Consider the following 26402-nt stretch of genomic DNA (forward strand, 5'->3'; position numbering starts at 1 on the left):
ATGAACCCAATGATCTGTTCTTCGCTAAATCGACTCTTCTTCATTTCCGCCTCTCTTCAAAAGCGGACTTTACTAACTTCTAGATGGTACGGTCTATAGGGAGCAGGTCACGGATAGCTATGCGAAAGCGGGGGGGGATAACCTCATCTCTAGCAGGAATTAGGCTAAATGATGAGCCATTCTATTTCAAATTTTGTGAACGACGGAAGCCAGATGCAGCTGAAGCTAGCCTTGTTTCAGGGATGTCAATGAATGCACTTCATGTCGAAGAGTTTCTAGCCTTACCTCAAGCAACAGGGCAGAACGGCGGCAAGCAAATCGGCTATCGAAATTGCCATCGATACTTAAACAATACGGAATTCGTTACGTTGGCAAAAGGTGGGTGGATTGGAACTTCCGCTGAAGAAAGCGATTTTATGAAAGAGGTTGTCACTGCGAGTCTCGAACGAAAGCATGCCGTTGTTTATGCCTTGATTGATATCCCCGAGCAAAGTACTGCGCAACTAAGAAAGAAAAAGGGGAAGTAGTGATTGGGGCAACATCACAATGATTATATTAATCAAGGACTGACCACGGCTTCCAATTGAATATCGGCACGCCTTCCACTACCCAAGCATGCAGGTCTAAATAACAATTAAACTGCGCACAATAACGATGCCAACATCTGCACCTGACATCCCTCCACATTATTCGAAAGCATGGATTAATTCCCGTGCCACGTCCGGCACCACAGAATCAGAGAGATATCTAGGCCGTCTAGCTCAGAAAGCTTTTCTTTCTCTGTGGAGCTATTCAAATGTTTACACGGATGAGGGTCGAAAAGGCACAGGAAACGGCAAGGAGTTCTGTGACCTTCTGGTGGTATTTGGAAATGATGTCATTCTCTTCTCAGACAAGCACTGTGAGTTCAAACCACATGCTGATATAAATGTTGCCTGGAGTCGTTGGTATAAACGCGCAATTGAAAAATCCGCCAAGCAACTTTCCGGAGCAGAAGCATGGCTAAAACGATTCCCTGATAAGTTATTCCTCGACCCAAGCTGCACTACCAAACTCCCCATACAACTACCCGATCCTTCGAAACAACGCATTCATTTGATTGCGGTAGCTCGGGGGGCTTCCGAGCACGCAACAGCATATTGGGGAGGTGGTAGCTCTGGTAGCTTATTCATAGATACGGAACTTGTTCAAAGAGACCATTACAGTGCCCCATTCCGTATTGGGTGGACACTACCAAGTCGGAGAATTGTTCATGTTTTTGATGAAACTACCCTCGATATAGTTTTGCAGGAACTCGACACCATTTCAGACTTCGTAAACTATCTGACAAAAAAACAGGAAGTATTTTCAACATCGGGCGTCGATTTAATAGTTCCTGGTGAAGAGGAACTGCTTGCTACTTACTTAACAAGATATGACCCAGTAAGCAATCAACACCATTTCCCTGAAGCCCCGCCTGGATCATTGATAGCACTCCGCGAAGGTGGTTGGACAAAACTTGTGTCGAGCAAAGAATATCGCAAGCGAATCAAGGAAAATGAAATCAGTTATCTCTGGGACAATCTAATTGAATTCCAGAACGAACATATAATTTCTGGCACAGCGAGTACGATATTTGGAGATGAATCAATTGAAATGTACGAGCGCATCATGCGCGCGATGGCTCAGGAAGATCGGATTACGAGACGAACTCTAGGAGAAAGCTTTCACCGAGCAAACGAAGTAAATATTGAAGGAAAACGATTCACTCGAACAATTTTCAGGAGCCCGGAAAATGATCTCGCGTATGTTCTTATGTCGCTACCTAGGCCGCCAGAATATACCGACAAACAATATAAGGAACAAAAATGGAATGACCTTATTGCGTACAGCTATAGATGTAAACTTAAATTTGATAGCGTGCGTGAGGTGATTGGAATAGCTATTGAGCCAGGCAACACCAAGCTAACTTCGGTGGAATATCTGTTGATAGATTTTGGCAAAGCACCATTGCCTTCAGAATATTCTGAACAAATTCGAGATAAACTTATTGCAGATAATATGTGGGAGTCTAAAGAAGCCAAATGTTTGCTGATTCCACATAGACCATTTTAAATCCAGCGATATAGGGTCAACATCGCAATACCCACAGAGAATCAAAGAGGGGAATCAACAAGAGAGCTAAAGGGGTCAGCATCGCATACCCCTTGAATCAAAGGTGTCAGCATCACATTATTCCCCACGAAAAAGCCCGGCATCGCCGGGCTTTTCAATTATCTGCAAAACAACACCCCCCTCACCCCTCCGCCTGCGGCACGTAACTCTTCACCGACTTCCGCGACCTTGCGTTGCGCTTGTGCGTGACCACGCCCTTGATCGATTCCAGCCCTGAGAGCGGTGTGTCGGGGTATGCCCAGTTGAGGGCGACGAGTCGCCAGCCGCCATTCTCGTCGCGCTTGAGTTGGCGGAAGATGAAGTCATCCTTTTCGACTTCTGCGATGACGTATGCGCCTTCGGTGGCGGGCGCGCCCATCTGGATGACGAGGATCTCGCCTTCGGTGAATTCAGGGGCCATGCTGTCGCCCAGCACCATGAGCGCAACGATCTCTTTGCCGTCGCAGTTGCTGCCGGCGGGTTCGCCTGTCGGGGTGTCGGCGGAGATGACGGGGATGTCGATGGGTTTGCGCGGTTGCATGCTTTATCGCTCTGTTTGGTTTGGGCGGATGATAGCGTCTATCCGGCGGCGGTTGAATGACCCGTTAGGGGGCTGCGGCACATCTCACTATAAAAGCACCGACCGAGTCGTCATTCCCGCGAAAGCGGGAATCCAGCTTTTTGTTTTAACTGGGTTCCCGCTTTCGCGGGAACGACGAAACCATTCTTGTTCATTGCCTCCATCTGTTTTGTTTTAGCATACGGGACGTTCATTTCCGGGAGGTTGCCATGTTGCGTTTTGCATTGTTGTTTGGGACTTTGTTTGCCAGTGGGTGGGCGTTGGCGGAACCGGCGGTGTACAACCGCGTGGATTTTCAGGTGGAGGCGGCGCGCGAGGTGGCGAATGATCTGCTGACCGCGACCTTGTCGGTGGATATTCAGGACAAACAGCCCGCGCGCGTTGCGCAGCAGATGAATGCGGCGCTGAACGATGCGCTGAAGAAGGCGGCGGCGTTCAGCGCGGTGAAGGCGAGCAGCGGCAACCAGCAGACCTTTCCTGTGTATGGCCGAAACAACCAGATCGAGGCATGGCGCGGGCACGGCGAGATACGCATCGAGTCGCGCGATTTCAAGGCGGCGGGCGAGCTGATCATGCAGTTGCAGTCCGGCATGCAACTGGGCGGCGTGCAGTTCAGTGTGGCACCGGACACGCGCGCGCGGATCGAGAATGGGTTGATCACCGAGGCTATCAAGGCTTTCCAGCAGCGTGCCGAGGCGATACGTGCCGCTGTGGGTGCGAAGGCTTACAAGACCGTGCATATGGGCATCAACAGCGGCATGCCGAACCACCCCATGCCGATGATGCGCGCGGCCAAGGTGAGTTCTTCCATCTCAGCACCGGAATTCGCCAGCGGCGAGAGCCGCATGACCGTGCAGATCAGCGGGACGATAGAGACCCATTGAGTCAGCCACGTTCACGTGGCCAGCGGATTTGCGGCACCACTAGAGGGTGGGGTGTTTCCCGGTCTGACTTTCTTTCTTTGCGAACAATGCGCAAAGACCTTCGGCGAGCTGGTTCACACGATGCGTGTTTGCCGAGTGATGGCCGGACTCACAACTGACGATCTCGCAGTGATGGTACATCTGCTTCAGTTTGCGTTCTGCTTCCGCCCGATCCCTGCCCGAGATCATCAGGCGCGCGATAGGCAGGCCGTCGCGTGTCCTTATGAAAAAAAAGAATTTATGCATGTCTCTCCCCGTCAAGTCCTTCAACTTTCGCGGCGATCATATTTATTTTCTTGTGATCCCGGACTGCCGTTACGATCGGTCGCGCAATAACCTTAACATATATGCGGCTTTTGGGTTGCATCAAACTTCGCTGATGGCTGCCAGCAGATGGGCAGTTCCACCTGCCACTTCCCGATGGCGCTAACGGCTTGAGTTAGAATCCGCTCCGCCTTTGCGACCCATCAATACCATTCCATGCGTCTCTCCCTCCTCCGTCAACGCTTGTACGACCTCGGCGCGAAACCCTGCCATGCAGACCGTTTGCTGCGCGGCTGGTGTCAGGTGCGGTCTTACGACATCAAGGGCAGTCCGGCGGCAACCTTCTTCCCTGCCGCGATGCGTGCAGCCTTGCCTGCCATCGAGGCGGAGCTGGAGGGCTTGGCGCGGTTGCATGGCGAATATCCTGCCGATGCGGAAGTGGCGCGCTTGCTGCTGGAACTCAACGACGGGCAGATGGTGGAGAGTGTGTTGCTGCCGCGCGGCGGGCTGTGCATCTCGACGCAGGTGGGTTGCGCGGTGGGCTGTGTGTTCTGCATGAGCGGCCGCGCCGGTTTGTTGCGCCAACTGAGCAGCGCGGAGATCGTGGCGCAGGTGGTGCTGGCGCGCAGACGCCGCGCGGTGAGCAAGGTGGTGTTCATGGGCATGGGCGAGCCGGCGCACAATCTGGACAATGTGCTGGAAGCTATCGAGGTGCTGGGGATGCAGGGCAACATCCCGCACAAGAACCTGGTGCTTTCGACGGTGGGGGACCTGCGCGTGTTCGAGCGGTTGCCGCAGGAGACCGTGAAGCCCGCCCTCGCGCTGTCGCTGCATGCCACCGACGATGCGCTGCGCGCGACGCTGTTGCCGCATGCGCCGCTGATACCGGTGGCCGAACTGGTGGAACGTTGCGAGGTGTATGCACGCGCGACGGGATATCCGACGCAGTACCAGTGGACCTTGATCGAAGGGATGAACGACAGCGATGATGAGTTGGCGCGCATCGTCGAGCTGCTCAGCGGCAGATACGCGATCATGAATTTCATCCCGTTCAACGATGTGGACGGCCTGCCCTACCGCCGCCCTTCTGCCGAACGCATGGCGCGCATGGTGGGCACGCTGAAACAGAACGGTATCGTGACGCAGTTGCGCGATTCGGCGGGTCAGGAGGTGGAAGGTGCCTGCGGTCAGTTACGCGCAAGGCATGCGACAGCCGGGCAGACCGTCACTCGTCTGGAAATGCGGAAGAAGGCGTTGTTACAAGATTTGTGAGCGCAAGCCAGTCGGGCGCGGTCACTTGGTGGTGAGCACTGTGTTCAATACGTTCAGGGTGCGCATGACTTCGTGGAAGGCGATGCGTACTTCTCCGTCCATGATCTTCTTCGCTGCGGCGAGATTCTTTTCCTGGATGTTCTTCACCACGAAACCGGCTGCGGTATGCAGGCGGGAGTGCTGTTCGGTCAGGGTCTGGATGCCTTTGTTGTTCGGGCCGAAAACGGTCTTTGCCGGGCCGTGCAGCCACTTGCCCAGATCGCACAGGTCGTCGCGCATGATCTGTTCAAGCTGCACATCCCCTTTCGTTTTGCCATCCAGATAGTTCTGCAGGCTCAGCTTCCACGCGATGTGAGCTTCGATCTCGTCCATGACGTTGATCTCGTTCTTGACCGCCTCACGCTGGTCGTCGGACAGACCGAACAGCTTGATCAACGCATCTTTGAGCAGCTTCACCGAGACCAGGATCACCAGACCCGACACCGCGCTGGAGATCAACAGTTGATCGGCACTGAGCTTGCCGAACAGGATAAGCACCAGTTCGACGCTGATGCCAAATACGATGACGACGTTGATAATGAACGAGAGCTTTTTCATCGACCACCATACTGTGTGAGATTTGACTGCTCAAAAGGACCGCATCATCCCGGCCAATCGCCTTGCATTTACACGGCGCGGGCGCATTCTACGCTAAGCCATTGAAATATCGCGATCAATTTGTTGCTTTTATGCAATCAACGAACCCCGGCATGCCCCGCCTCGCTCATTTCACTTCTTTGGGATCGACCACTCGTATCACTTCGCCTTCAAAAACTTCGTCGTTGCTGGCGCGCTGTTCACGCATCACGGATTGGCTCTGCTCTGCGAATGCACGCATCTGTTTGTGCACTCCGCGCATCTTCCACCAGATGTATGCCCATGCGATCAGACCGACGACGGCGATGACCGCGAAGAACACTGCTGAGAACATCAAGGCAACGACGGCAACCGCGATGGTGACGACCACCCCCACGATCTTGCGCAACAGGCTGGGCGGGTTGGCGGGAGGAGGCATTACGAATCGGATCTGCATCAAGCGAACCTTTTGTGGATTGAAAAAAACGGCGCGCCGGATCGAGCCGGCGCGCCGTCTTGCTGCTTAGCCTTTGTCGAAGCGCATCACACCCGCTTTGCAATCCACCTTGATGGTGTCCTTCGCAGCGAAGTGACCTTCGAGGATATGCTTGGCCAGCGGGTTCTCCAGTTGTGCCTGGATGGCGCGCTTGAGCGGACGTGCGCCATACACCGGATCGAAACCGGCGTTGGCGATCTCGGACAGTGCGGCTTCCGTGATCTCCAGCTTCATCTCCATCGCGGCCAGACGTTTCTCCAGATACTGCAACTGGATGCGGGCGATGGACTTGATGTTCTTCTCGTCCAGCGCGTGGAACACCACCACCTCGTCGATGCGGTTGATGAACTCGGGACGGAAATAAGTCTTCACCTCGCCCATCACCGCCAGCTTCACCACCTGGTAATCGTCGCCGCTCATCTGCTGGATCATCTGCGAACCCAGATTTGACGTCATCACGATCACGGTGTTCTTGAAGTCCACGGTGCGCCCCTGACCGTCGGTCATGCGACCGTCGTCCAGCGCTTGCAGCAGCACGTTGAACACGTCCGGGTGCGCCTTCTCCACTTCGTCCAGCAGGATGACGCTGTACGGCTTGCGGCGCACGGCCTCGGTGAGGCCGCCGCCTTCTTCATAACCGACATAGCCCGGCGGCGCGCCGATCAAACGCGCGACGGAATGCTTCTCCATGTATTCGCTCATGTCGATGCGGATGAGATGGTCTTCCGAGTCGAACATGAAGCCGGCCAGCGCCTTGCACAGCTCGGTCTTGCCCACGCCGGTGGGGCCGAGGAACAGGAAGGAACCATAGGGACGGTTCGGATCACTCAAACCGGAACGCGAACGGCGGATGGCGTCGGACACCAGGCGCACGGCTTCGTCCTGCCCCACCACACGCTCGTGCAGCTTCTCTTCCATCTTGAGCAGTTTGTCGCGCTCGCCCTGCATCATCTTCGACACGGGGATGCCGGTCGCGCGACTCACCACTTCGGCGATCTCTTCCGCGCCGACCTGGGTGCGCAGCAGCTTGTTCTTCTGCGCGCCGCCTTCGGCCTCGCGCTGCGCGGCCTCTTTCAACTTGGCTTCGAGTTGCGGCAGCTTGCCGTATTGCAGCTCGGCCACTTTCTCCAGCTTGCCTTCGCGTTGCAGGCGGTTGATCTCGGCCTTCACCTGGTCGATCTCTTCCTTCACGTGGGCCGTGCCCTGGGCCGCGCCCTTTTCCGCCTTCCAAACTTCTTCGAGGTCGGCATATTCGCGCGACAGCTTGGCGATCTCGTCCTCGATCAGGGTGAAACGTTTCTGCGAAGCCTCGTCCTTCTCTTTCTTCACCGCTTCGCGCTCGATCTTGAGCTGGATCAGGCGACGGTCGAGCTTGTCCATGACTTCCGGCTTGGAGTCGATCTCCATCTTGATGCGCGCGGCGGCCTCGTCGATGAGGTCGATGGCCTTGTCCGGCAGGAAGCGGTCGGTGATGTAGCGATGCGAGAGTTCAGCGGCCGCGACGATGGCGGGATCGGTGATCTCGACGCCGTGGTGCAGTTCATATTTCTCCTGCAGGCCGCGCAGGATGGCGATGGTGGATTCCACGGATGGCTCGTCCACCAGCACCTTCTGGAAACGGCGCTCCAGCGCGGCGTCCTTTTCGATGTACTTGCGGTATTCGTCCAGCGTGGTCGCGCCGATGCAGTGCAGTTCGCCGCGCGCCAGCGCGGGCTTGAGCATGTTGCCCGCGTCCATCGCGCCTTCGGCCTTGCCCGCACCGACCATGGTGTGGATCTCGTCGATGAACACGATGTTGCGGCCTTCGTCCTTGGCCAGTTCGTTCAGCACGGATTTCAGGCGCTCCTCGAACTCGCCGCGATACTTGGCGCCGGCCAGCAATGCAGCCATGTCCAGCGACAGCACTTTCTTGCCTTTGAGCGTCTCGGGAACTTCGCCATTGATGATGCGCTGTGCCAGACCTTCCACGATGGCGGTCTTGCCCACGCCGGGTTCGCCGATCAGCACCGGGTTGTTCTTGGTGCGGCGCTGCAACACTTGTATCGCACGGCGGATCTCGTCGTCACGGCCGATGACCGGGTCGAGCTTGCCCTGTCTGGCGCGTTCGGTCAGGTCGAGGGTGAATTTCTTGAGCGCCTCGCGCTGCCCTTCGGCTTCCTGCGAGCCGACCGATTCGCCGCCGCGCACCGCGTTGATGGCGGTCTCCAGCGCGGCGCGGGTGATGCCGTGTTGCTTGTACAGACGTCCGCATTCGCCCTTGTCGTTGGTGACGGCGAGCAGGAACATCTCGCTGGCGATGAACTGGTCGCCGCGCTTCTGCGCTTCCTTGTCGGTGAGGTTGAGCAGGTTGGACAGGTCGCGGCCGACCTGCACTTCGCCGCCGTGGCCTTCCACTTTGGGCAGGCGGGTCACCGCCTCGTTGAGTGCGGTCTTCAGCGCGTTGACGTTGCCGCCGGCGCGCGCCAGCAGCGAGCCTGCCCCGCTGTCGGCATCGTTGAGCATGGCGAGCAGCAGATGCTGCGGCTCGATGAACTGGTTGTCGGCGCCGACGGCCAGGCTTTGGGCATCGGACAGGGCTTGTTGCAGCTTGGTGGTGAATTTGTCGAAACGCATGGTGCACTCCTTGACGGGAATTGTTGTCTGCCGGGTAAATGGGGCAGTCATCCGGGATTTCAAGTGGCTATTGACCGGGCACAGGCGGCGGGGTACGTTCCCATTATGAACCTCGAAACCTGGGAATTGCTGAGTTATGTCGTCACCGTGGTCGGTCTGCCGCTGGCGATCTTCGTGTTCATCTTCGAGCAGCGCAAGGAGCGCGACAACGAGGACGAGGCGGTCTATCAATTGCTGTCGGACAACTACCAGGATTTCCTCAAGGTGGCGCTGGAACATTCCGACCTGCGCCTGTTCTCGACCGAGAAGACCGGCGATCTGGACGACATCCAGCGTGAGCGCATGTATATCGTGTTCAGCATGCTGATCTCGCTGTTCGAGCGCGCTTACCTCTTGCTGTACGAGGACGACATGACGCCCAAGCAGTGGCGGCGCTGGCGTTCGTGGGAGGACTACATGCGCGAGTGGTGCCAGCGCGAGGATTTCCGCTCGGCGCTGGCCGAACAACTTGGCGGCGAGGACCCGGATTTCGTGAAGTATCTGAAAGCGCTGGCCGAAGAGCGCGCGCCGTCATGAGCTGGATCTTGCCTGCTGTGATAGCCTTCGCGCCCTTGTCCATCCCTGAATCTTGATACCTGTGGCCCGCCTGTTCGACCTGCTCGCCAACCTGTTCCCGTTGTGGGTGCTGTCATGCAGCGGCCTGGCCCTGCTCTTCCCGCACTGGTTCACCTGGTTCAACGGCCAGATGATCGTGTGGGGCCTGGCGATGATCATGATAGGCATGGGCATCACGCTGGGCCTGGACGATTTCCGCCGCGTGCTGCAGATGCCGAAACAGGTGGTGATCGGCGTGTTCGCGCAGTTCGCCATCATGCCCTTCCTCGGCTGGTTCATCGCGCTGTCGCTGCACCTCGAACCGCAACTGGCGGTGGGCTTGATCCTCGTCGCCTGCTGCCCCGGCGGCACGGCATCCAACGTGGTGAGCTACATCGCGAAAGCGGATGTGGCGCTGTCGGTGCTGATGACCATGTGCTCGACCTTCGCGGCAGTGGCGATGACGCCGCTGCTCACCAAATTGCTGGCAGGCGCGTATGTGCCGGTGGATGCGTGGAGCCTGTTCACCAGCACGGTGAAAGTGGTGCTGTTGCCGGTGGTGATCGGCATGCTGCTCAACCGCTACGCGCACCGCAGCGTGCAGTCCATCCTGCCGGTCGCGCCGCTGGTGTCGGTGATCTTCATCGCGCTGATCTGCGCCAGCATCATCGGCAGCAACGCGGACACGGTGAAGCATTCGGCGGGCGTGCTGTTCTCGGCGGTGGCCCTGCTGCATGCCGGCGGTTTCGCGTTGGGCTATGCGCTGGCGCGCGTGCTGCGCCTGAACGAACTGTCGGCGCGCACCATCTCCATCGAGGTGGGCATGCAGAATTCCGGGCTTGGGGCGGTGCTGGCACGCAGCAGCTTTCCGCAGATGGCGCTGGCGCCGGTGCCTTCCGCGATCTCGGCAAGTTTCCATTCGATCATCGGTAGCATATTGGCCGCCTGGTGGCGGTCGCGCCCGGCACACAAGGAGTAAAGCATGAGTCTCACCCCGCATATCCGCGCCAACGTGAAAGCCGCGTTGGAAGAAGACATCGGCACGGGCGATCTGACCGCCCAGTTGATCCCCGAAGGCAGCAAGGCGCAGGCGACCGTCATCACGCGCGAAGTTGCCGTACTGTGCGGCACCTTGTGGTTCGAGGAATGTTTCCTGACGCTGGATCCGGCCTGCCGCATCGAATGGAAATTGAAGGAAGGCGAACGGGCCGAGGCCAACCAGACGCTGTGCGAGATAAGCGGCGATGCGCGCGCGATGCTGTCGGCCGAACGCCCGGCGCTGAACTTCCTGCAGACGCTGTCGGCCGTGGCCACGGTGACGCGACGCTACGTAGAGGCCGCAGGCGGGCACAAGGCGAAGATCATGGACACACGCAAGACGCTGCCCGGCCTGCGCCATGCGCAGAAATACGCGGTGACGGTGGGAGGGGGGCGCAATCAGCGTGTAGGCCTGTTCGACGGCGTGCTGATCAAGGAGAACCACATCGCGGCTGCGGGTGGCATCGGCAAGGTGATGGAACTTGCGTTCCGGGTGACACCACCGCATATCCCCATCCAGATCGAGGTGGAGAACATGGCCGAACTGGACGAAGCCTTGCTGGTCGGAGCCAAGCTCATCCTGCTGGACAACTTCACGGTGGCCGACATGAAACTGGCCGTGGAGCACGCCGCCGGTCGCGCCGAGCTGGAAGCCTCGGGCGGCATCACGCTGGAGAACATCCCGCTGATCGCCGCAACCGGCGTGGACCGCATCTCCATCGGCGCGCTGACCAAGGATGTGAAAGCCATCGACCTGTCGATGCGCGTGCTGCTTCCCTGAGCCGTCATTCCGGCGAAAGCCGGAATCCAGATGATTGAGATAATTCCCACGCAGTGGGGCAAAACCTGAAGTTGTCTACTTCGCAGCGTGTTTTCTTTGGCTGGATTCCGGCCTTCGCCGGAATGACGTGTGGTGGGCTTGAATTCTCGCCGGCCACCCATATATAAGGAATCGCTAATCAATAAAGGAGCGATCATGTCCGACCCGAAACACATCGTCTGCCCGCATTGTGATGCGGTGAACCGCGTCCCCGCCGACAAGCTGTCAGCACAACCGACCTGCGGGAAATGCAAGCAAGCCTTGTTCGACGCGCATCCGGTCGAACTCACCGAGGCCAACTTCATGCGCCACATCTCGAACAGCGACGTGCCGGTATTGGTGGATTTCTGGGCGCCCTGGTGCGGCCCGTGCAAGATGATGGCCCCGGCTTATGCACAAGCGGCGCAGCAACTGGAACCGCTCATGCGCGTAGTGAAGCTGGATACCGAACAGGCGCAACACCTCGCTGCGCAGTTCAACATCCGCAGCATCCCGACGCTGGCAGTTTTCAAAGGCGGGCGCGAGGTGGCGCGGCAGGCCGGTGCGATGGATGCACGCGGCATCGTGGCGTGGGCGAGATCGAAGATATGACACGGATCGGCCTGCTCGCGCTGCTGTTGCTGGCAGGGTGTGCCGACCCGGCGCACAACCTGTATGAGGGGATACGACAAAGCAACGATGCGAAGCGCACGCCACAAGATCGCGCGATGCAGCCCGCGCCGGATCACGACAGTTATCGGAAATCGCTGGAAAGCGCCGATTCAAAGTAAAAACGGGAAGCCGTCCGGCTTCCCGTTCTCATTCCTGACATTTTCGGATCAGCGCACGACGCAGCCCTGATCGCCTCCGCCGCCGTTACCGTTCTGCTCGATGTTCTCCATCTTGGCATCGCCCTCCATGAATCCGGGGGTCGCGGCCAGGCGGGTCATGATCTGATCGTTGGTGAAACCGCTCTCACCCTTGCCCAGATCCACCTTCTGATCGCCCTTCTCAAGGATCACTTGTCCGTCATGTACGGTGACGTACAAGCCAGCCCCTGCTTCCGAACCGGCATCCACTTCCTGGAATATCTTGTCCAGATCGACCGGTACCGAATCGGGACGCGGTGCATCGTTACTCAGCACGGAGGCCGGGATGTTCATGATCCTCACCGGCTTCCCGGTCTGCTGGGCGAGCATGGCTGCCTGGTTGACCGCCACCGTAAAGGAGCCGCCGGGACCGACCATCACCACCTCACCCGACCAGACATAGACCCCCGCGCCATTCATCGGATCGGCAGGGCCCTCGGCCAGCTGCATATATTGGCCACTGACCGAGGTCTGCACTCCGGCATCACTCAGGATGCCATCCGCTTGTGCTTCGGCATACTGCGACCAAAGCGAGCCGTACTTGAAAGCATCACCGGTCGACGCAACCGGATTGGCCGCATCTTCTGCGCAGGCCCCGTTACACCAGGCATCGAAGCCGGTGCCGCGGATGCCTATGGTGGCTCCGGACATGCGGAACTGGTAGTTGTCGCGGTTGGCGCGGCCGATCAGTCCGGTGACGACGCGCACGCCGCCCTTGATCAGGCGCAGGGCGATGTTCTCCTGCACGCCGCCCTTCTTCTCGTACTTGAACGCCTCCACCTTGAAGATACTGCTTTGCTGCAACGTGATGCGTCCCCCGTCGCGGAATGCCACCACGGCATGCGATGCGATGTCGCTCTGCAATGTATCGCCCTCGAATACGGGAGATCACAGGGTGAGTTTCCTGATCTCCCCGTCCGCCTGTTTGGCGACCATCTGTCCTGCGATGCGCATCACGCGACCGGCTGGCTTCGGCTTCTCCGCAGGCGCAGGGGCTGCCGCCTCGGCATCATCCTCGCAGCTCTTGGTGGCGCATAGACGTGAGGTGAAATCGGTCCCGCGGATACCGATCGTCGCACCCGAGGCACGCAGCTTGTAGGCATCCTTGTTGCCGCGCTTGCCGATCAGGCCGGTGACGGTGCGGAAACCGCCCTTGAGCAACTTGAACACCGCACTGTCGTCCTTGGGGGCGCTCTGCTTGAACTGGTATGCCTCGATCTTCAGATTGGAGTCGGGACGCATGGTCATCTTGGTGCCGTCGTTCATCACCACCTGCGCATAGCTCTTCTTGCCTGTCACCAGCAGATCGCCGGGCTGCACCGTGGATTTCGGCGTCAGCACGCGTATCGTGCCATCGCCGCGCTGCGCGACCAGCGTGCCGCTCATGTAGCGGATGGTACCGGCCGTCTCGGCAGCATATGTATTGCCGCCCGCGAGCAGGAGACCGGTCAACGACAATCCCAGCAGTAACTTTTTCACTTCACACCTCACCTTCAGAACGTCCCGGTCAGCGTGGCGTGGATGCGCCAGTCGCCATTCATCTGTGCGGGATCGTTACCTTCTTTCAAGATGCGCCCGGCATCCATCCGCAAACCGTAGTTATTCCCGTAACCCGCCCGCAAACCGAAGCCCGCGCTGGCGATGCTGGTCGAGTTGTTGGCGCTGGAGGAATTCACATTGCCGCCATCCAGGAAGACCAGCGCGCGCGCATTCATCTGACCGCGCTCCCAGGCGGGGGTGTAGGTTTCGATATTGAATTTAGCACCTTGCTCGCCGGTCTCGCTGCCTTCGGAGAAACCACGCACACCACTCGCCCCACCCAGCCGCATCTGCTCGCCCTGGATCAGCTTGTCGCCACTCCATTGGCCATCGAAGGCAACCCGGAACTGCCAATCCTTGCCGAACTGCGTGAAGAGTCCGGCACCGAACCTCAGCACCTTGTAAGCGGGTGTGGGGTCGGAGAAGTTCACCAGATCATACGCTGCGAAATCCGCCGATTTCCCTTTGCTGGCGATCGGCATATTGGCAGTGAAGGAGACATTGCCGTTGACATCGCTCTTCGCCAATTTCCCCTGGATGGCATAGGCGACGCTCAACGGGGTGACCACGATATCGGTGTACAACACGGTAGGCGGCGGATTCGTCAGCTCGATCTTGCTGAACTTGCGCCAATCCAGACCGAGCGACAGCTTGGGGTCGAAACTGCCGATGCGATCGAGCGGGATGTTGTAACGCGAGCTGAACATGAGGCCGCCCCCCTGGAAGTTGGAGAGCCCGCCCACCAGCGAATTGATGTTGGAATAGCCACCGAAGAACTCGACACTGTGACCGAGGGTGTACAACGGGATCTTGTAACTGCCGCCGAGCACCTTCACCCGGCTCACATATTGCGGCGAGATCTGCATCTGCATCTGCCCAACATGGTCGCGGTTGAACATGCCGGCATCGCGGAACGACACCCCCAGACGGGATACACCGGTCTCCTTGGAGCCGCTGTTGTCCAGCGTCACGACCCATTGTTTCGGGTTGCTGTCGTTGACCAGCACGCTGGCATTCACCTCGTCATCCGTCTCGCCTGCCTTCAGCACGACATTGAGCTGGCGAGCGGGGTTCTCGTTGGCGAGACGCAACTGGCGCGCGATGTCTTTCGCACGCGGCACACCACCTTCCCGCACAGCGGGCAGCGCATAGAGCGCATTGGCCTTGCTGAAGAACTTGTTGTTCTTCACTTCAACCTTCCCGAAACGGCTCTCGATCACTTCGAAACGTACCGTGCCGGCTTCCAGCTCCTGCTCGGGCAGCAAAACATGCACAGCGGAATAGCCACGCTCCGCATACAACTCCTCGACCGCTTCCAGCGCATATTGCACATCGGAGAAGTCTTTCTCGGCTCCCACGTAAGGGGCTACGACCTGGTCGAAATCGGATTTCGCCAACAATTTGGCACCATCCACCACGAACTGCTTGATCGGAAACTTCAGCACAGGAGGGGTGTCGTCATCCACTGCCGCAACGACTTGAGGCGACATTCCGACCAGCAAGATGCAGACTACCCTTGAAAGCGTGGCACGCAGTTTCATCATCACTCCGTTAACGGCAGACCGGTAGGTTGTCCGGCAGCCCGCTACCCTGATCGTTGCCAATGTCTGCTTCGGCCAGAACCTGCTCCTCTTCCTTCTCCTTCTCTTCTTCGGTCGTATCGCTCTCCGGCGTCCCGGATGAGAACGCGACCTGGGTGATCTCCTGTACGACAGCCGGAGCCATGATGGAGAACTTGCCCGGCACAAAGGTCATCGTGTAATTCTGGGTATCGAGCAAGGTCAGCGAGCCTTGCTTGATGGCGTACTCTCCGATCAACTCACCGGGATCACGCGCCAACGTTCCGCTCAGCACGGTAGCCACCGGATCGAACAGATTGACCACACTGTAAGGAAATATCGCAGGATCGCCCGCATTCATCACTTTCTGGGCCGGAAGCGCAGTCACGACCAAGCTGGCTGGATCGATAGTGCTGGTGCTATTCCCCACCAGTGTCACGCTATAGTTCCCTCCACCGTTACCATCGTTGATCGCCACGCTATTGAAGTTGACGACCTTGTTCGTTCCGGCATTCTTGTCTGCATAACTCATATCCGCAGCATTCACCACATCACCCGACACCAGCGCGCTGCTGAAAGCGGCGAGTTGGGCTGTCGTGGCGGTGTAGGACGTTGTACCGTTGTAGGTCCTGGTCAGGCTCGGTGCCGACAGGGTGATACTGCGCGGTGTCACGGTAAGCGTGCCATTCACATAGCTGATCGAATAATTGGATGCACTACCCACGGTAAATACGGCATTACTGGGCGTGATGGCGTAAGTACCGGCATTCGCGCTACTCACTGCCCCCGCACTGCTCAAAGTGACACTGCCTATCGTGTCCCCGCCCAGCAAGCCGACCGGTATGAAAGCACTGCCATTGAATGTATAGGTATCACCGTACACCTTGCTTGCATCGCTGGCAGTGATACTGAGCAATGTGATCCCGGCTGGAGTGATAGTGAGCGTGCCGTTCGTGTAGCCTGTGATGTCGTAGCCCAACTGGCTGGAATACAGACCGGTCACATCAAAGACATATGACCCTGCGTTGACTGCACCCTGCGAACTTCCGCCGATGCTGCCCAGCAGGAGCGCGCCGGCAACCGAAGTGGAATATCCGTTATCGCCGCTATAGGCGATACCGTCATAGACCTTGGTCGCATCATTCGCGGTCACAGTGGTCTGCGTAAGGAAGCTGGTCAACAAGGGGCCGGTATGACCTTCATAGATACGCCAGGTCATACCCGCTCCACCAGTGTTGGCGATGCTCCAGCCGGCATTGGTGAAGTTCGACATCGTCGTCATGCCGACCGCATCGAGCGGTGCGGCACCGACATCCGTGGGGCCGAAGGTGTTGTAATCGAAACCGATGCCCGTCACGCCCGCGCCCAGGATCGTGTTGTCCCAGAACGTACCGGTGACGCTGCCTCCCATATCGTTGCTCCCCACTACCGCACCCATATTGCCCCCGCCGGAAAGGGTGCCGATGCTGGTGTAGCTTGTGCCGATGACGCTATTGTTCCTTCCGACCAGTCCGCCCAGGTTGGCCGAAGTACTGCCACTGACACTGCTGCCGCTGACATAACTATCACTGATGAGGGCATCGCCGCCGACCCCGCCATAGGCCCCGCCTCCCTGCAGCCCCTTGATGTTCAATCCGACCAGACCGCCGATGTCACCGCCACCACCAGTTATGGTTCCGCCGGTGACAAAACTATTGCTGATGCTTGCCGCTGTGCCAGGCAATCCCGGGAAGGTAATGTTACTTCCCCAGCCTCCAACCCCACCTTCATTCCAACCGACCAGACCGCCCACAAGCCCGACGCCCTGCACCGAGCCACCATCCACATAACTGTTGCTGATGCTGCCAGCGATGTTATGGCCGACCAATCCCCCCACGACCGCACTGAACTGTGCACTACCCAACACAGCAGAATTCATGACATGGCTGCCATCGATATTCCCCTGGCTGCTTCCCGCCAGACCACCAATGTTTGACGACGCACCGGTGATGGTCCCCAGATCGACGTAACTATTACTGATGAAGTTGTTTGGCGATGAAGCTATAGAGCCCAACCCCAACCGTCCGATCATGCCGCCGATATTGCTGTTGCCACTCACGCTTCCTCCCGTGACATGGCTGCCCGAGATACTGCCGTTGAGCCAACCTGCCAGACCGCCGGCATCGCTCACACCGGATACGAGCGTATTGGAGACATAGCTGTTGCTGATGCTGATAAAGCCACCTTCGCCCCCATCGGATCCGACCAGACCGCCGATACCGCTCGAACCCGACACATTCCCCCCGGTGACATAGCTGGTATCGACGGTGCCGCCAAAACTATGTCCCACCAGACCGCCTACATTAGTGAAAGCTCCCTGCACGGTGCCGCCACTGACAAAGCTGTTGCTGATATTGCCGCCTGTCGGTGGATTGGTACATGTCCCACTACACACGCTATACAGATAGGGATTCTTGTTGTAACCGACCAGACCGCCGACACTCGAGTTACCCGCAATGACACCGTTGGTCGAACTGCTGTTGAGAATGTCGCCCTCGTTCCATCCCGCCAGCGCTCCGACATTGAGGCTGCCGTTGACGGTCGCATTCTGCAGCACCACATTACTCACCGTGGTGCCAGACAGCACATGACCGAACAGGCCAAGATAGTCAGACGTGGACTGGTTGATGCTCAGATTGGAAATCGTGAAGCTGCCGCCATCAAAGTTGGCCCCCAGCACGGGCACGTAATAGCCCGGTAGCGCAGTGAGGTTGAGCGAGGACGTCAGGGTGAAATTGAGGGTTGAATCTTCCGAAAAGCCCAGCAGTGCCTTCATGCCGTCCAGGCTACCTACAGTATGGTTGCCAACGCCTCCCGGCAATACATTGCTATAGTCGGCGATGTTCAAAGTGCTGTCGGCAAGCCAGTCGGAGAACTGCCCTGTGGCACTCGTATTGAGCACATCGTTATACAAACCGTATGGTGTGACCATCGTCCCGGTCGAACCATTGATCGTCATACTGGAGATATTGTAATGACTGTTCGAAATGGCTCCTGAAGACATTGCGCCGGCGAAACCACCAAACAGGTTAGAACCTGTCACGCTACCGCCAGCTGCATAGCTATTACTGATGGCACCGTAGGCTGCCCCCGCAAAACCGCCTACGGTCGAGTTGCCTGTCACGGCCACACCGGTCGCAAAGGCTGCATCTATCGTGCTGCTGTTATATCCCACAACTCCGCCGACGCTGCCCGTACCGGAAACAGAACCGCCACTGTTATAGCTATTGCCGATACTGCCGGAGTTCCAGCCCACCAGACCGCCGACAGAAGTTCTCCCGAACACATTACCGGTGTTGACATAACTGTTGGTGATACTGCCCCCGGATGCATTCCAACCCACCATGCCACCGACGGAACCGCCTAACGTACCCCCATTCACGACACTATTGGCAACATGGCTGCCGTCGATGACACCGTAATTCAAACCTGCCAGACCGCCGATCCAGCGCCCGGAACCCGTGATCGTACCGCTATCGACAAAACTGTTGACTATGCTTCCATAGAATCCGTTCTGGGCCACCAGCCCGCCGAGCGTGCTAGCCCCTGCTTCAGAGACATTCATACCGCTGACATAGCAGTTTGTTATAGTGGCATCGCTGATACCTGCCAAGCTCCCGACCCGCCAGTTGCCCGTTACGCTACCTCCAACCAAACCGAGATTGCTCACCGAAGACCCCATGCTCAGCGCGCTGAACAGTCCGATATCCGTAGTCGCGGGGCGGTTGATGTACAGATTGTTGACGGTATAGCCCTGACCATTCAGCGCGCCAGAAAAACTCAATACCGGCACGAATCCTGCGCTACCCCACATCCCTCCCGCTGCCAAAGCAGGAGCCATATCGATGTTGTTCGTCAGCATGTAGCTCGCCGTCAGATTCATCGTCATCAATTGCAGTTGATGCGGATTGGCGATGGTCGTACTCCACTCACTGCGCAGGAAGGGGCGGGTATTGCTTTCGGAAATCCACCAAGTGTTGGTGAAATCGAAACCGGTATATGCGGCTTGGCTATAGGGTGTTGCACTGATGTTGACAACTGTATCCTGGTTGCCGCTACCGATGGGCACAGCCTGACCTGTTGTAACGCTGTCCCACGCTACCGTCGTGGCGCTGGCCAGACCTGCCGGTCCCGGTCCACCTGGCAGGATACCCGTGCCTGCCACACCAACCGCCCCTGAAAGGTTATTGCCGATCAAGCCGCCCACCCTGCTCGCAGAGACTATTCCGGTGCTAGCGTAACTGTTGCTGATGGATGCCGCTCCGCCCCCTCCCCCTGCACCCGCCACATTCATACTGGTCGATCCATTGGCACCATTGCCGCCGTTGCCACCGAGATTTTGCCCCACCAGACCGCCTGCAAATTGCGTGGTGAATGCTCCCATGCCGGAAACACTGCCGCCGGACACGTAGCTGTTCGTGATGATTGCTGCTCCACCCGCGCCGCCCACACCTCCGGGCGCACTGATACTTGCCCCACCACCTGCGCCACCCGCACCACCACGGTTGATACCGACCAGTCCACCCACAGCAGGCGACACTGCAGCAGTTACACTGACCGCGACTTTCTCCGCATAGCTATTCGATATGCTGGCATTGCTGCCCGCCGTGCCGGGTGTCGTACCCACTGCAGCCGAGCCATCGCCACCTTGGTTGACCCCTACCAGACCGCCTGCGGCACCGTTGCCACCCTGTACTGATCCGCCAGACACATAGGTATTGAAGATGGTGCCGAAGTTGATTCCGGCCAGCGCGCCCACAGAGGAATTCCCTTGAATGGCGACACTGGTCAAACCCAGATCCTTGACAGTACCGGTTGCACCGATAACCCCGAACAAACCGACCTGGTTAGCCGCAGGGGTTGGAATCGAAAGATTGCTGACAGTGTGTCCCAGTCCATCGAACTGGCCAGTGAATGTGGTCGTTGTATTACCCAGCGGCACGAAACTCGGAATCGAGGAAGCATCGACGTTCCTGCCCAACGCGTAGTTTCCAGCCAGATTGGTATTGATAGCCTGCAGGTTGGCGGCATTGCTGACCAGCATCCACTCTCTTAGTGTGCCGGTGACTTTTGCAGTGTAGTTGTTCGGCGTACCGAACACTGTCGGGTTGTAATAAAGATCTGCCGCACCTGCAGTCAGGGAAACGCTGCCGATACCAGCAAAATTGATAGTACCTGTTCCCGTGCCGTTCAAATCAGCGCGGATCCGCAATCCACCCGCACCCGTATTGCTGATCAGCGGGTTGATATTAACGTCACGATGCGCATTGAGCGTCAGCGTACTGCTTGTGCTCCAGCTCACCGTATCGTTGATAAAGATATCGCCATTCCCCGCACCAGTTGCCAACGTCTGAATCGTGATATTGCCCAACCCGAGGTTGGCAGATAGTGTCGTATTGTCCATCCAGCTACTGCCGTTCGCCGGATCGGTGGCGGAGACATAGAAATCCGTCGGGTCGATCAGCCAGTTGCCGCTCTTCCCGTTCGCCGCAAGCGTGCTGATACGCGCACCGTCCCTGATCTGCACATGCGCCGCACTGGTGTCGATGAAGCCGCCATCACCCTGTTGCGGGGCGGAGGCGTCCAGTGTGCCGCTGACCTCGACCGTTCCCTGCCCCATGTCGGAGAGGACCTTGATCTCGCCGCCGCCTGCGCCTTGTGCACTGGCGCTGCCGCTGACCTCTGTGCGCTGGCTGGAACGGAACACGATCTTGCCGCCTTGCATCGTGGCGCTGTCGGCGCTGACGCTGCCGCTGTTCCGGACCAGGGTGCCGAACAGGCCAAGCCGGCCGGCGCTGGCAACGAGTTGACCGACGTTGGTAGCGTCGCCCGCCGGGGCGGTGATGTTGACGCGCAGATTGGGGTCGAGGCTGTTGGTGAGTTCGACGCTGGCGCCGGCAGCGAGAAGTATCTCGCCGTTGGGGGCATTGATGACGCCGCTGTTCTCGACATTCGGGGCGATGAGCCAGATCTCGCCGCCCTGTTGCGCACTGATATTGCCGGCATTGCGGACGGCTTGCGCGTTCGGGTCGTTGCTGAAGCGGTGGCGACCGGCGAGGAAGTCGGCATCACTGAGGTTGAGCGAGGTGGCGACCAGACCAGCGACATCGACCGTGGAGCCAGCACCGAACACGATACCGCTGGGGTTGACGAGGAATACGCGACCGTTGGATTGCAGGCTGCCGAGGATCTGACTGGTGTTGCCGCCGACAACGCGGTTGAGGACGGCGGAGCTGGCGCTTTGCTGGGCGAAGCGGGTGATCTCGTTCTGCTGGATGCTGAAGTCCTGCCAGTGAATGATGGCGCCGGGGGTGTTGGTGACGGTGAGGGTGTTGCCGCTGGTGTTGAAGCTGGCGCTGCCGCTGACGACCTGGCCACCCATGGGGTTGGCTTGAGCACCGAGGCTGAACAGGCAGAGTGCGGCCAGCGCAGTGAGCTTGAAGCGGTGGCGGTGGATATCATCCGTGGCGGCATCCACGCCGCCGATGTTCAATACTCGCTCCAGACTGGAAACGGCACGCTTGCCTTTGGATTTGACCAGTTCGGACACGGCCACCCAAGCACCCAATGCTTCGGACCAGATGGTGCGATATATTTTATTAAGTGGATTCATTGCTTTTCCCCGCCAGCACCATGCGTGATGCCGCCCTCTATACGGTCGGAAATCCTACACTGATATACAGGCCGAATCCATATGCCAGAATATATATGCCTGCCTGTATACCCCGTCTCCATCGGGCCCGATGTTCATGCCGCTACTTATCAATCCAGTCCAATCCAATGATGACATGGCAGAAATCCTGCATCCGTGGCAGGATGGACAAAAACAACTCCCCCGAGCCATGACCCAGCCCCCTACCCCAACTGCAGCACTGACCATCGATCAGGCCATGAACCTGTCGAACCAGCTGCAAGCACAGGGACGGCTGCAGGAATCCGAACACCTGTTGCGCCAGATCCTGCAACAGCAACCGCAACACGCCTTCGCCCTGCACCTGCTGGGCGTCATCGCCTACCAGGCCGGCCAGCTGCCGCAGGCGGCGGAACTGGTGCAGCGCGCCATCGCGTTGAACGGTCAGGTCGCATTGTTCCACGCCAACATGTGCGAAATATTGCGCCAGCAGAAACAGCTCGACCGCGCCGTGGCGCATGGCGAACGCGCCGCCGCACTCGACCCGTCGATGGCAATGGCGCACAGCAACCTCGGCATCGCATATTTCGACCGCAAGGATTACGACCGGGCGGAGACCTGCCAGCAGCGCGCGCTGGCCATCGCGCCGGACTTCGCCGCCGCGCTCAACAACTTGGGCAGCATCTGGCGCGAGCGTGGCAAGCATGAACAGGCACTGGAGCTTTACCGCAAAGCAGCGGCCGCCAACCCGCACTATCTCGAACCGCTGAACAACCTCGGTGCGCTGTTGCTGGAAGAGGACCGCATCGACGAAGCCGAGGCCGTGCTGCAGCAGGCGCTGCGACTCAACCCGAACTATCCGGAATCCATCTGCAACATGGGCGGCGTGCATCTCGCGCGCGAAGCCAACGAACAGGCGCTGGAACACTACCGCCGCGCGCTGGCCATGCGCCCGGTGTATGTCGAGGCGCAGATGGGCCTCGCCAAGACATTGCAGGCGCTGGAGAACCTGACGGAAGCGGAGCTGGCCGCGGTACGCGCCCTGCAGTTCGACGAGAGCAACCCAAAGGTGCATGCACTCCTGGCCGGCATCCACACCGAGATGTCCAAGCCGGAACAGGCCGAGGCAGAGTTCGAGCGGGCGCTGCAGCTCAAGCCGGAAAGCAACGAGACCCTGCTCGGCCTCGGTCACCTGTGCACCGAGAACGGCCAGCTCGAACGCGCGCGCGAACTGTTCCGGCGCGCCCTGTCGCTCAAGCCGGACGATACCGCCGCGCGCATCCATCTGGTGCAGAACGACAAGGTGAAGAAAGGAGACGAGAACTTCGCCGCACTGCAGGAGGAAGAGAAGAGACTGGCCGGGCTTTCCGACAACCGCCGCCTCTCGCTGCATTTCGCGCTGGGAAAATGCTATGACGATACCGGTGAATACGACCGCGCCTTCGAACACTATCTGGCCGGCTGCAAACTGAAGCGCGCCAAGTTCGACTACGACCCGGATGCCGCCGCCACACAGCTCGCCGAATTGCGGCAGATCTTCAGCAAAGACTACATCGACCGTCTGCGCGGCAGCGGTGATGCATCGGCCAAGCCCATCTTCGTGCTCGGCATGCCGCGCTCCGGCACCACGCTGACCGAGCAGATCATCGCCAGCCATCCCGATGTACACGGCGCGGGCGAACTGCCCGACCTGCTGCGCATCGCGCACCGCAAGACGCATCCGGACGTGAACACCTTCCCCGCCAACCTCGGCCACCTCGACGCCGCGACACTGACCGCCTGGGCGCAGGAATACCTCGCCGGCCTCACCCAGCGCGCACCGCAGGCGAAGCACATCACCGACAAGATGCCGGCCAACTTCTTTGCCGTGCCGCTGATCCACCTGATGCTGCCGAACGCGAAGATCATCCACGTCAACCGCAACCCGGTGGACACCTGCGTCTCCTGCTTCACGCGCCTGTTCCACCGCAAGCAGGAACACACCTACGACCTCGCCGAGCTGGGCCGCTACTACGCCGACTATGCACGGCTGATGGCGCACTGGCGCAGCGTGCTGCCGCCGGACGCCTTCCTCGACATCCAGTACGAGGACATCGTGGCCGACCAGGAAAAGGCTTCGCGCCGCCTGCTGGAATGGTGCGGACTGGAATGGAACGACGCCTGTCTCGACTTCCACAAGACCGAGCGCCAGGTGCGCACCGCCAGCGTGACGCAGGTGCGCCAGCCGATCTACACCTCGTCGGTGGAGCGCTGGCGCAAGTACGAGAAGCATCTCGGCCCGTTGCTGGACGAACTGGGCGACCTGGTGCCGCAGCGCTGATGTCCGCTCGCAATGCCCATTGGAAGGCCATGTCGGACGGATGGAACCGGCTCGGACCGCCATTGCGCCCCTGTCCGGAAGACGTGGAGCATTTCCGCCTCGCGCTCGGCGGCACGCCGGGAGCGTGTCTGCTGCTCGGCGTCACGCCGGAGCTGGCGCAGATTTCCTCACGCATCACCGCACTCGACAACAGCGCGGACATGATCCGCGCGCTGTGGCCGCAAAACGAACATGCCATCCTCGGCGACTGGCTGGACATGCCGTTCGGAGAGGCTGCCTTCGACCATGTGATCGGCGATGGCTGCCCGGTGCTGCTCGACCATCCGCTGCAGCACGAACGCCTGTTCGCGGAAGCGGCGCGCGTGCTAAAACCGGGAGGCAAGCTGGTGTTGCGCGTTTTCGTCGGCGCAGAGCAGGCCGAGACACCGGAACAAGTCTGCGCCATGGCGCTGGCCGGCGACATCCGCGGCTTCCATGCCTTCAAGTGGCGGCTGTCCATGGCGCTCGCCGCCCGGTCGCGCGATTACACCTTCTGCATCGCAGACACCCTGCACACCTTCGAGCGCCTGCTGCCGGACCGCGCACAGCTCGCCGCCCTCACCGGCTGGAGCCTGCAGGACATCGCCACCATCGACTTCTATCGCGGCTCGTCGGCACGCTACAGCTACCCGCCGTTGTCTGCCTTGCGCAGCATCGTCCCGCTCCCGCTGCGCGAGATCGAAGTGCGCCACGGCAGTTACGAACTCGCCGAACGCTGCCCCATCCTGGTGTGGGAGCGCCGCGCATGAAGGTTTTGCGCGATCTGCTGGCGCAGCTCGAACATAGCCAGTGGCAGAGCGCGCAGACACTGCAAACGCTGCAGATGGAGCGTTTCGCGCGGCTGGCGCAACATGCCTGGCAGCATTCGCCGTTCTACCGCCTGCGCTTCGAACAGGCCGGACTGGATGTGCGCGAACCGTGGACACGCGAACGCTACACCCGCATCCCGCTGCTCACCCGCAGCGAACTGATGCTGCAGCTGGAACACCTGCAGTGCCATGCCCTGCCGCCGGGGCATGGACAGACCTACCGCACTCAGACCTCGGGCTCCACCGGACAGACCGTGACCGTGCTGCGTACCGACGCCACGCAACTGTTCTGGCTGGCCTGCTCGATGCGCGACCACCTGTGGCAGCAGCGCGACCTCTCCGCCACGCTCGCCGTCATCAAGGCGACCACGCCGGTAGTGGACGACCCGGTACTGGCAGCGCGGCAAGGCTGGGGGCCGCCCGCCTCGCTGCTTGGAAAGACCGGCCCATGCTACTCGCAGCCGCTGTCTATGCCGGTCGCGCAGCAGGCGCGCTGGCTGGCGCGGATCGCCCCGCACACCCTGCTGACCTATCCCACCAACCTCGCCGCGCTGCTCGATCTGCACGAGCGCGGCGAAGCCCCGCTACCCGCCACGCTGCGCGAGGTACGCACCGTGGGCGAGACGCTGCATCCCGGCCTGCGCGACCGCTGCGCGGCGCTGGGGCTGGCCGTCGTGGACCTGTACAGTTCGCAGGAACTCGGCATCATCGCGCTGCAATGCCCGCAGAGCGGGCTGTATCACACGCAGGACGAGAACCTCATCGTGGAGGTGCTGGATGAACAGGGACTGCCCTGCGCGCCGGGCGAAGTCGGTCGCGTGGTCATCACCGACCTGCACAACTACGCCACGCCGCTGATCCGCTACGAGATACGCGATCACGCCGAGGCCGGCCCGCCCTGCTCCTGCGGGCGGGGCCTGGCTACACTCAAACGCATCATGGGGCGTCGCCGCAACATGGTGATGCTGCCGGACGGCAGCCGGCACTGGCCGCTGGTCGGCGCTCATCGTTTCCGCGAGATCGCGGACATCCGCCAGTACCAGGTGGTGCAGCACAGCCTGACGGATGTGGAGGTGCGGCTGGTGACGCCGGACGTTATCACCCCCGAACAGGAAGCGCGGCTCACCGAAATGTTGCATGCCGCCATCGGCCACCCTTTCCCGCTGCGCTTCAGCTACTCGGCGCAGGAACTGCCGAAGACCACCGGCGGCAAGTTCGAAGAGTTCATTTCCCTGCTGCCCTGACTTATACTGCCGTCCATCCGGCCGAT

21 protein-coding genes are annotated in these 26402 nt (G+C 59.4%); 12 read left to right on the forward strand and 9 right to left on the reverse strand.

The features are described from left to right. The first annotated feature begins 248 nt into the window (after positions 1-248). Both ACYPYQ_RS09450 and ACYPYQ_RS09455 read left to right on the forward strand, forming a co-directional pair. Positions 249-527, forward strand: a complete 279-nt coding sequence (locus tag ACYPYQ_RS09450; protein ID WP_459723452.1) for a hypothetical protein — start codon at positions 249-251, stop codon at positions 525-527. 127 nt (positions 528-654) lie between these two features. Beyond that, entirely contained in the window at positions 655-2094 is a 1440-nt protein-coding gene (locus tag ACYPYQ_RS09455) for a hypothetical protein (RefSeq protein ID WP_459723455.1), read from the forward strand. 181 nt (positions 2095-2275) lie between these two features. Here the strand turns inward: ACYPYQ_RS09455 and ACYPYQ_RS09460 are convergent, their stop codons facing one another. Next, positions 2276-2674 carry a S24 family peptidase gene (locus ACYPYQ_RS09460; RefSeq protein WP_459723457.1) on the reverse strand — a complete coding sequence of 133 codons (399 nt, stop codon included), beginning with the start codon at positions 2672-2674 and terminating at the stop codon, positions 2276-2278. Positions 2675-2922: 248 nt separating this feature from the next. Between ACYPYQ_RS09460 and ACYPYQ_RS09465 the strand changes: the two genes are divergently transcribed. Then, positions 2923-3597, forward strand: a complete 675-nt coding sequence (locus ACYPYQ_RS09465) for an SIMPL domain-containing protein (RefSeq protein ID WP_459723459.1) — start codon at positions 2923-2925, stop codon at positions 3595-3597. Positions 3598-3636: 39 nt separating this feature from the next. Here the strand turns inward: ACYPYQ_RS09465 and ACYPYQ_RS09470 are convergent, their stop codons facing one another. After that, the gene (locus ACYPYQ_RS09470; protein WP_459723461.1) at positions 3637-3882 is read right to left on the reverse strand and encodes a hypothetical protein; all 246 of its coding nucleotides are present in this window, start codon (positions 3880-3882) and stop codon (positions 3637-3639) included. A 234-nt stretch (positions 3883-4116) separates the two neighbouring features. Here ACYPYQ_RS09470 and ACYPYQ_RS09475 point away from each other — a divergent pair, with 234 nt between their 5' ends. Then, positions 4117-5172 carry an RNA methyltransferase gene (locus ACYPYQ_RS09475; RefSeq protein ID WP_459723463.1) on the forward strand — a complete coding sequence of 352 codons (1056 nt, stop codon included), beginning with the start codon at positions 4117-4119 and terminating at the stop codon, positions 5170-5172. 21 nt (positions 5173-5193) lie between these two features. On the opposite strand, the gene ACYPYQ_RS09480 is transcribed toward ACYPYQ_RS09475, so the two are convergent. From ACYPYQ_RS09480 to clpB, 3 genes are all read right to left on the reverse strand, one after another. Beyond that, positions 5194-5769, reverse strand: a complete 576-nt coding sequence (locus ACYPYQ_RS09480; RefSeq protein WP_459723465.1) for a CZB domain-containing protein — start codon at positions 5767-5769, stop codon at positions 5194-5196. Between the two features lie 166 nt (positions 5770-5935). After that, positions 5936-6244, reverse strand: coding sequence for a hypothetical protein (locus ACYPYQ_RS09485; RefSeq protein ID WP_459723468.1), 309 nt, complete (start codon positions 6242-6244; stop codon positions 5936-5938). A 66-nt stretch (positions 6245-6310) separates the two neighbouring features. Continuing rightward, entirely contained in the window at positions 6311-8896 is a 2586-nt protein-coding gene (gene clpB, locus ACYPYQ_RS09490) for an ATP-dependent chaperone ClpB (RefSeq protein ID WP_459723471.1), read from the reverse strand. Positions 8897-9001: 105 nt separating this feature from the next. Between clpB and ACYPYQ_RS09495 the strand changes: the two genes are divergently transcribed. From ACYPYQ_RS09495 to ACYPYQ_RS09515, 5 genes are all read left to right on the forward strand, one after another. Then, positions 9002-9472, forward strand: a complete 471-nt coding sequence (locus ACYPYQ_RS09495; protein ID WP_459723473.1) for a hypothetical protein — start codon at positions 9002-9004, stop codon at positions 9470-9472. Positions 9473-9533: 61 nt separating this feature from the next. Next, positions 9534-10469 (forward strand): bile acid:sodium symporter family protein, encoded by a 936-nt coding sequence (locus ACYPYQ_RS09500; protein WP_459723818.1) that lies wholly within the window; start codon positions 9534-9536, stop codon positions 10467-10469. 3 nt (positions 10470-10472) lie between these two features. Beyond that, positions 10473-11309, forward strand: a complete 837-nt coding sequence (gene nadC, locus ACYPYQ_RS09505) for a carboxylating nicotinate-nucleotide diphosphorylase (RefSeq protein ID WP_459723476.1) — start codon at positions 10473-10475, stop codon at positions 11307-11309. Positions 11310-11504: 195 nt separating this feature from the next. After that, positions 11505-11939 carry a thioredoxin TrxC gene (trxC, locus tag ACYPYQ_RS09510; RefSeq protein WP_459723478.1) on the forward strand — a complete coding sequence of 145 codons (435 nt, stop codon included), beginning with the start codon at positions 11505-11507 and terminating at the stop codon, positions 11937-11939. Next, positions 11918-12118 carry a hypothetical protein gene (locus ACYPYQ_RS09515; protein WP_459723482.1) on the forward strand — a complete coding sequence of 67 codons (201 nt, stop codon included), beginning with the start codon at positions 11918-11920 and terminating at the stop codon, positions 12116-12118. The genes trxC and ACYPYQ_RS09515 overlap by 22 nt, the downstream gene beginning before the upstream one ends. A 48-nt stretch (positions 12119-12166) precedes the next feature. Here ACYPYQ_RS09515 and ACYPYQ_RS09520 read toward each other — a convergent pair whose 3' ends face one another. From ACYPYQ_RS09520 to ACYPYQ_RS09535, 4 genes are read right to left on the reverse strand one after another with little or no spacing between them, the layout of a single operon-like run. Further along, a complete protein-coding gene (locus ACYPYQ_RS09520; protein ID WP_459723484.1) occupies positions 12167-13060 on the reverse strand; it encodes a FecR domain-containing protein in 894 nt (297 codons plus the stop codon). 24 nt (positions 13061-13084) lie between these two features. After that, positions 13085-13675, reverse strand: coding sequence for a FecR family protein (locus ACYPYQ_RS09525; protein ID WP_459723486.1), 591 nt, complete (start codon positions 13673-13675; stop codon positions 13085-13087). 14 nt (positions 13676-13689) lie between these two features. Beyond that, positions 13690-15276: a ShlB/FhaC/HecB family hemolysin secretion/activation protein gene (locus tag ACYPYQ_RS09530; protein WP_459723488.1), complete on the reverse strand. Its 1587-nt coding sequence runs from the start codon at positions 15274-15276 to the stop codon at positions 13690-13692. 10 nt (positions 15277-15286) lie between these two features. Next, on the reverse strand, positions 15287-21946 hold the full coding sequence (locus ACYPYQ_RS09535; protein ID WP_459723490.1) for a two-partner secretion domain-containing protein: 6660 nt from the start codon (positions 21944-21946) through the stop codon (positions 15287-15289). Positions 21947-22175: 229 nt separating this feature from the next. On the opposite strand from ACYPYQ_RS09535, the gene ACYPYQ_RS09540 reads away from it, so the two are divergent. Genes ACYPYQ_RS09540 through ACYPYQ_RS09550 form a run of 3 tightly spaced genes read left to right on the forward strand, consistent with a single transcriptional unit; the run spans position 22176 to position 26376 of the window. After that, complete coding sequence (locus ACYPYQ_RS09540) at positions 22176-24284, forward strand: sulfotransferase (RefSeq protein WP_459723492.1); 2109 nt, start codon at positions 22176-22178, stop codon at positions 24282-24284. Positions 24285-24313: 29 nt separating this feature from the next. Then, positions 24314-25072: a class I SAM-dependent methyltransferase gene (locus tag ACYPYQ_RS09545; RefSeq protein WP_459723494.1), complete on the forward strand. Its 759-nt coding sequence runs from the start codon at positions 24314-24316 to the stop codon at positions 25070-25072. After that, positions 25069-26376 (forward strand): phenylacetate--CoA ligase family protein, encoded by a 1308-nt coding sequence (locus tag ACYPYQ_RS09550; protein WP_459723498.1) that lies wholly within the window; start codon positions 25069-25071, stop codon positions 26374-26376. Before ACYPYQ_RS09545 ends, ACYPYQ_RS09550 begins: the two co-directional genes overlap by 4 nt. Positions 26377-26402: the final 26 nt, after the last annotated feature.

The organism is Sideroxyarcus sp. TK5, assembly GCF_054601595.1.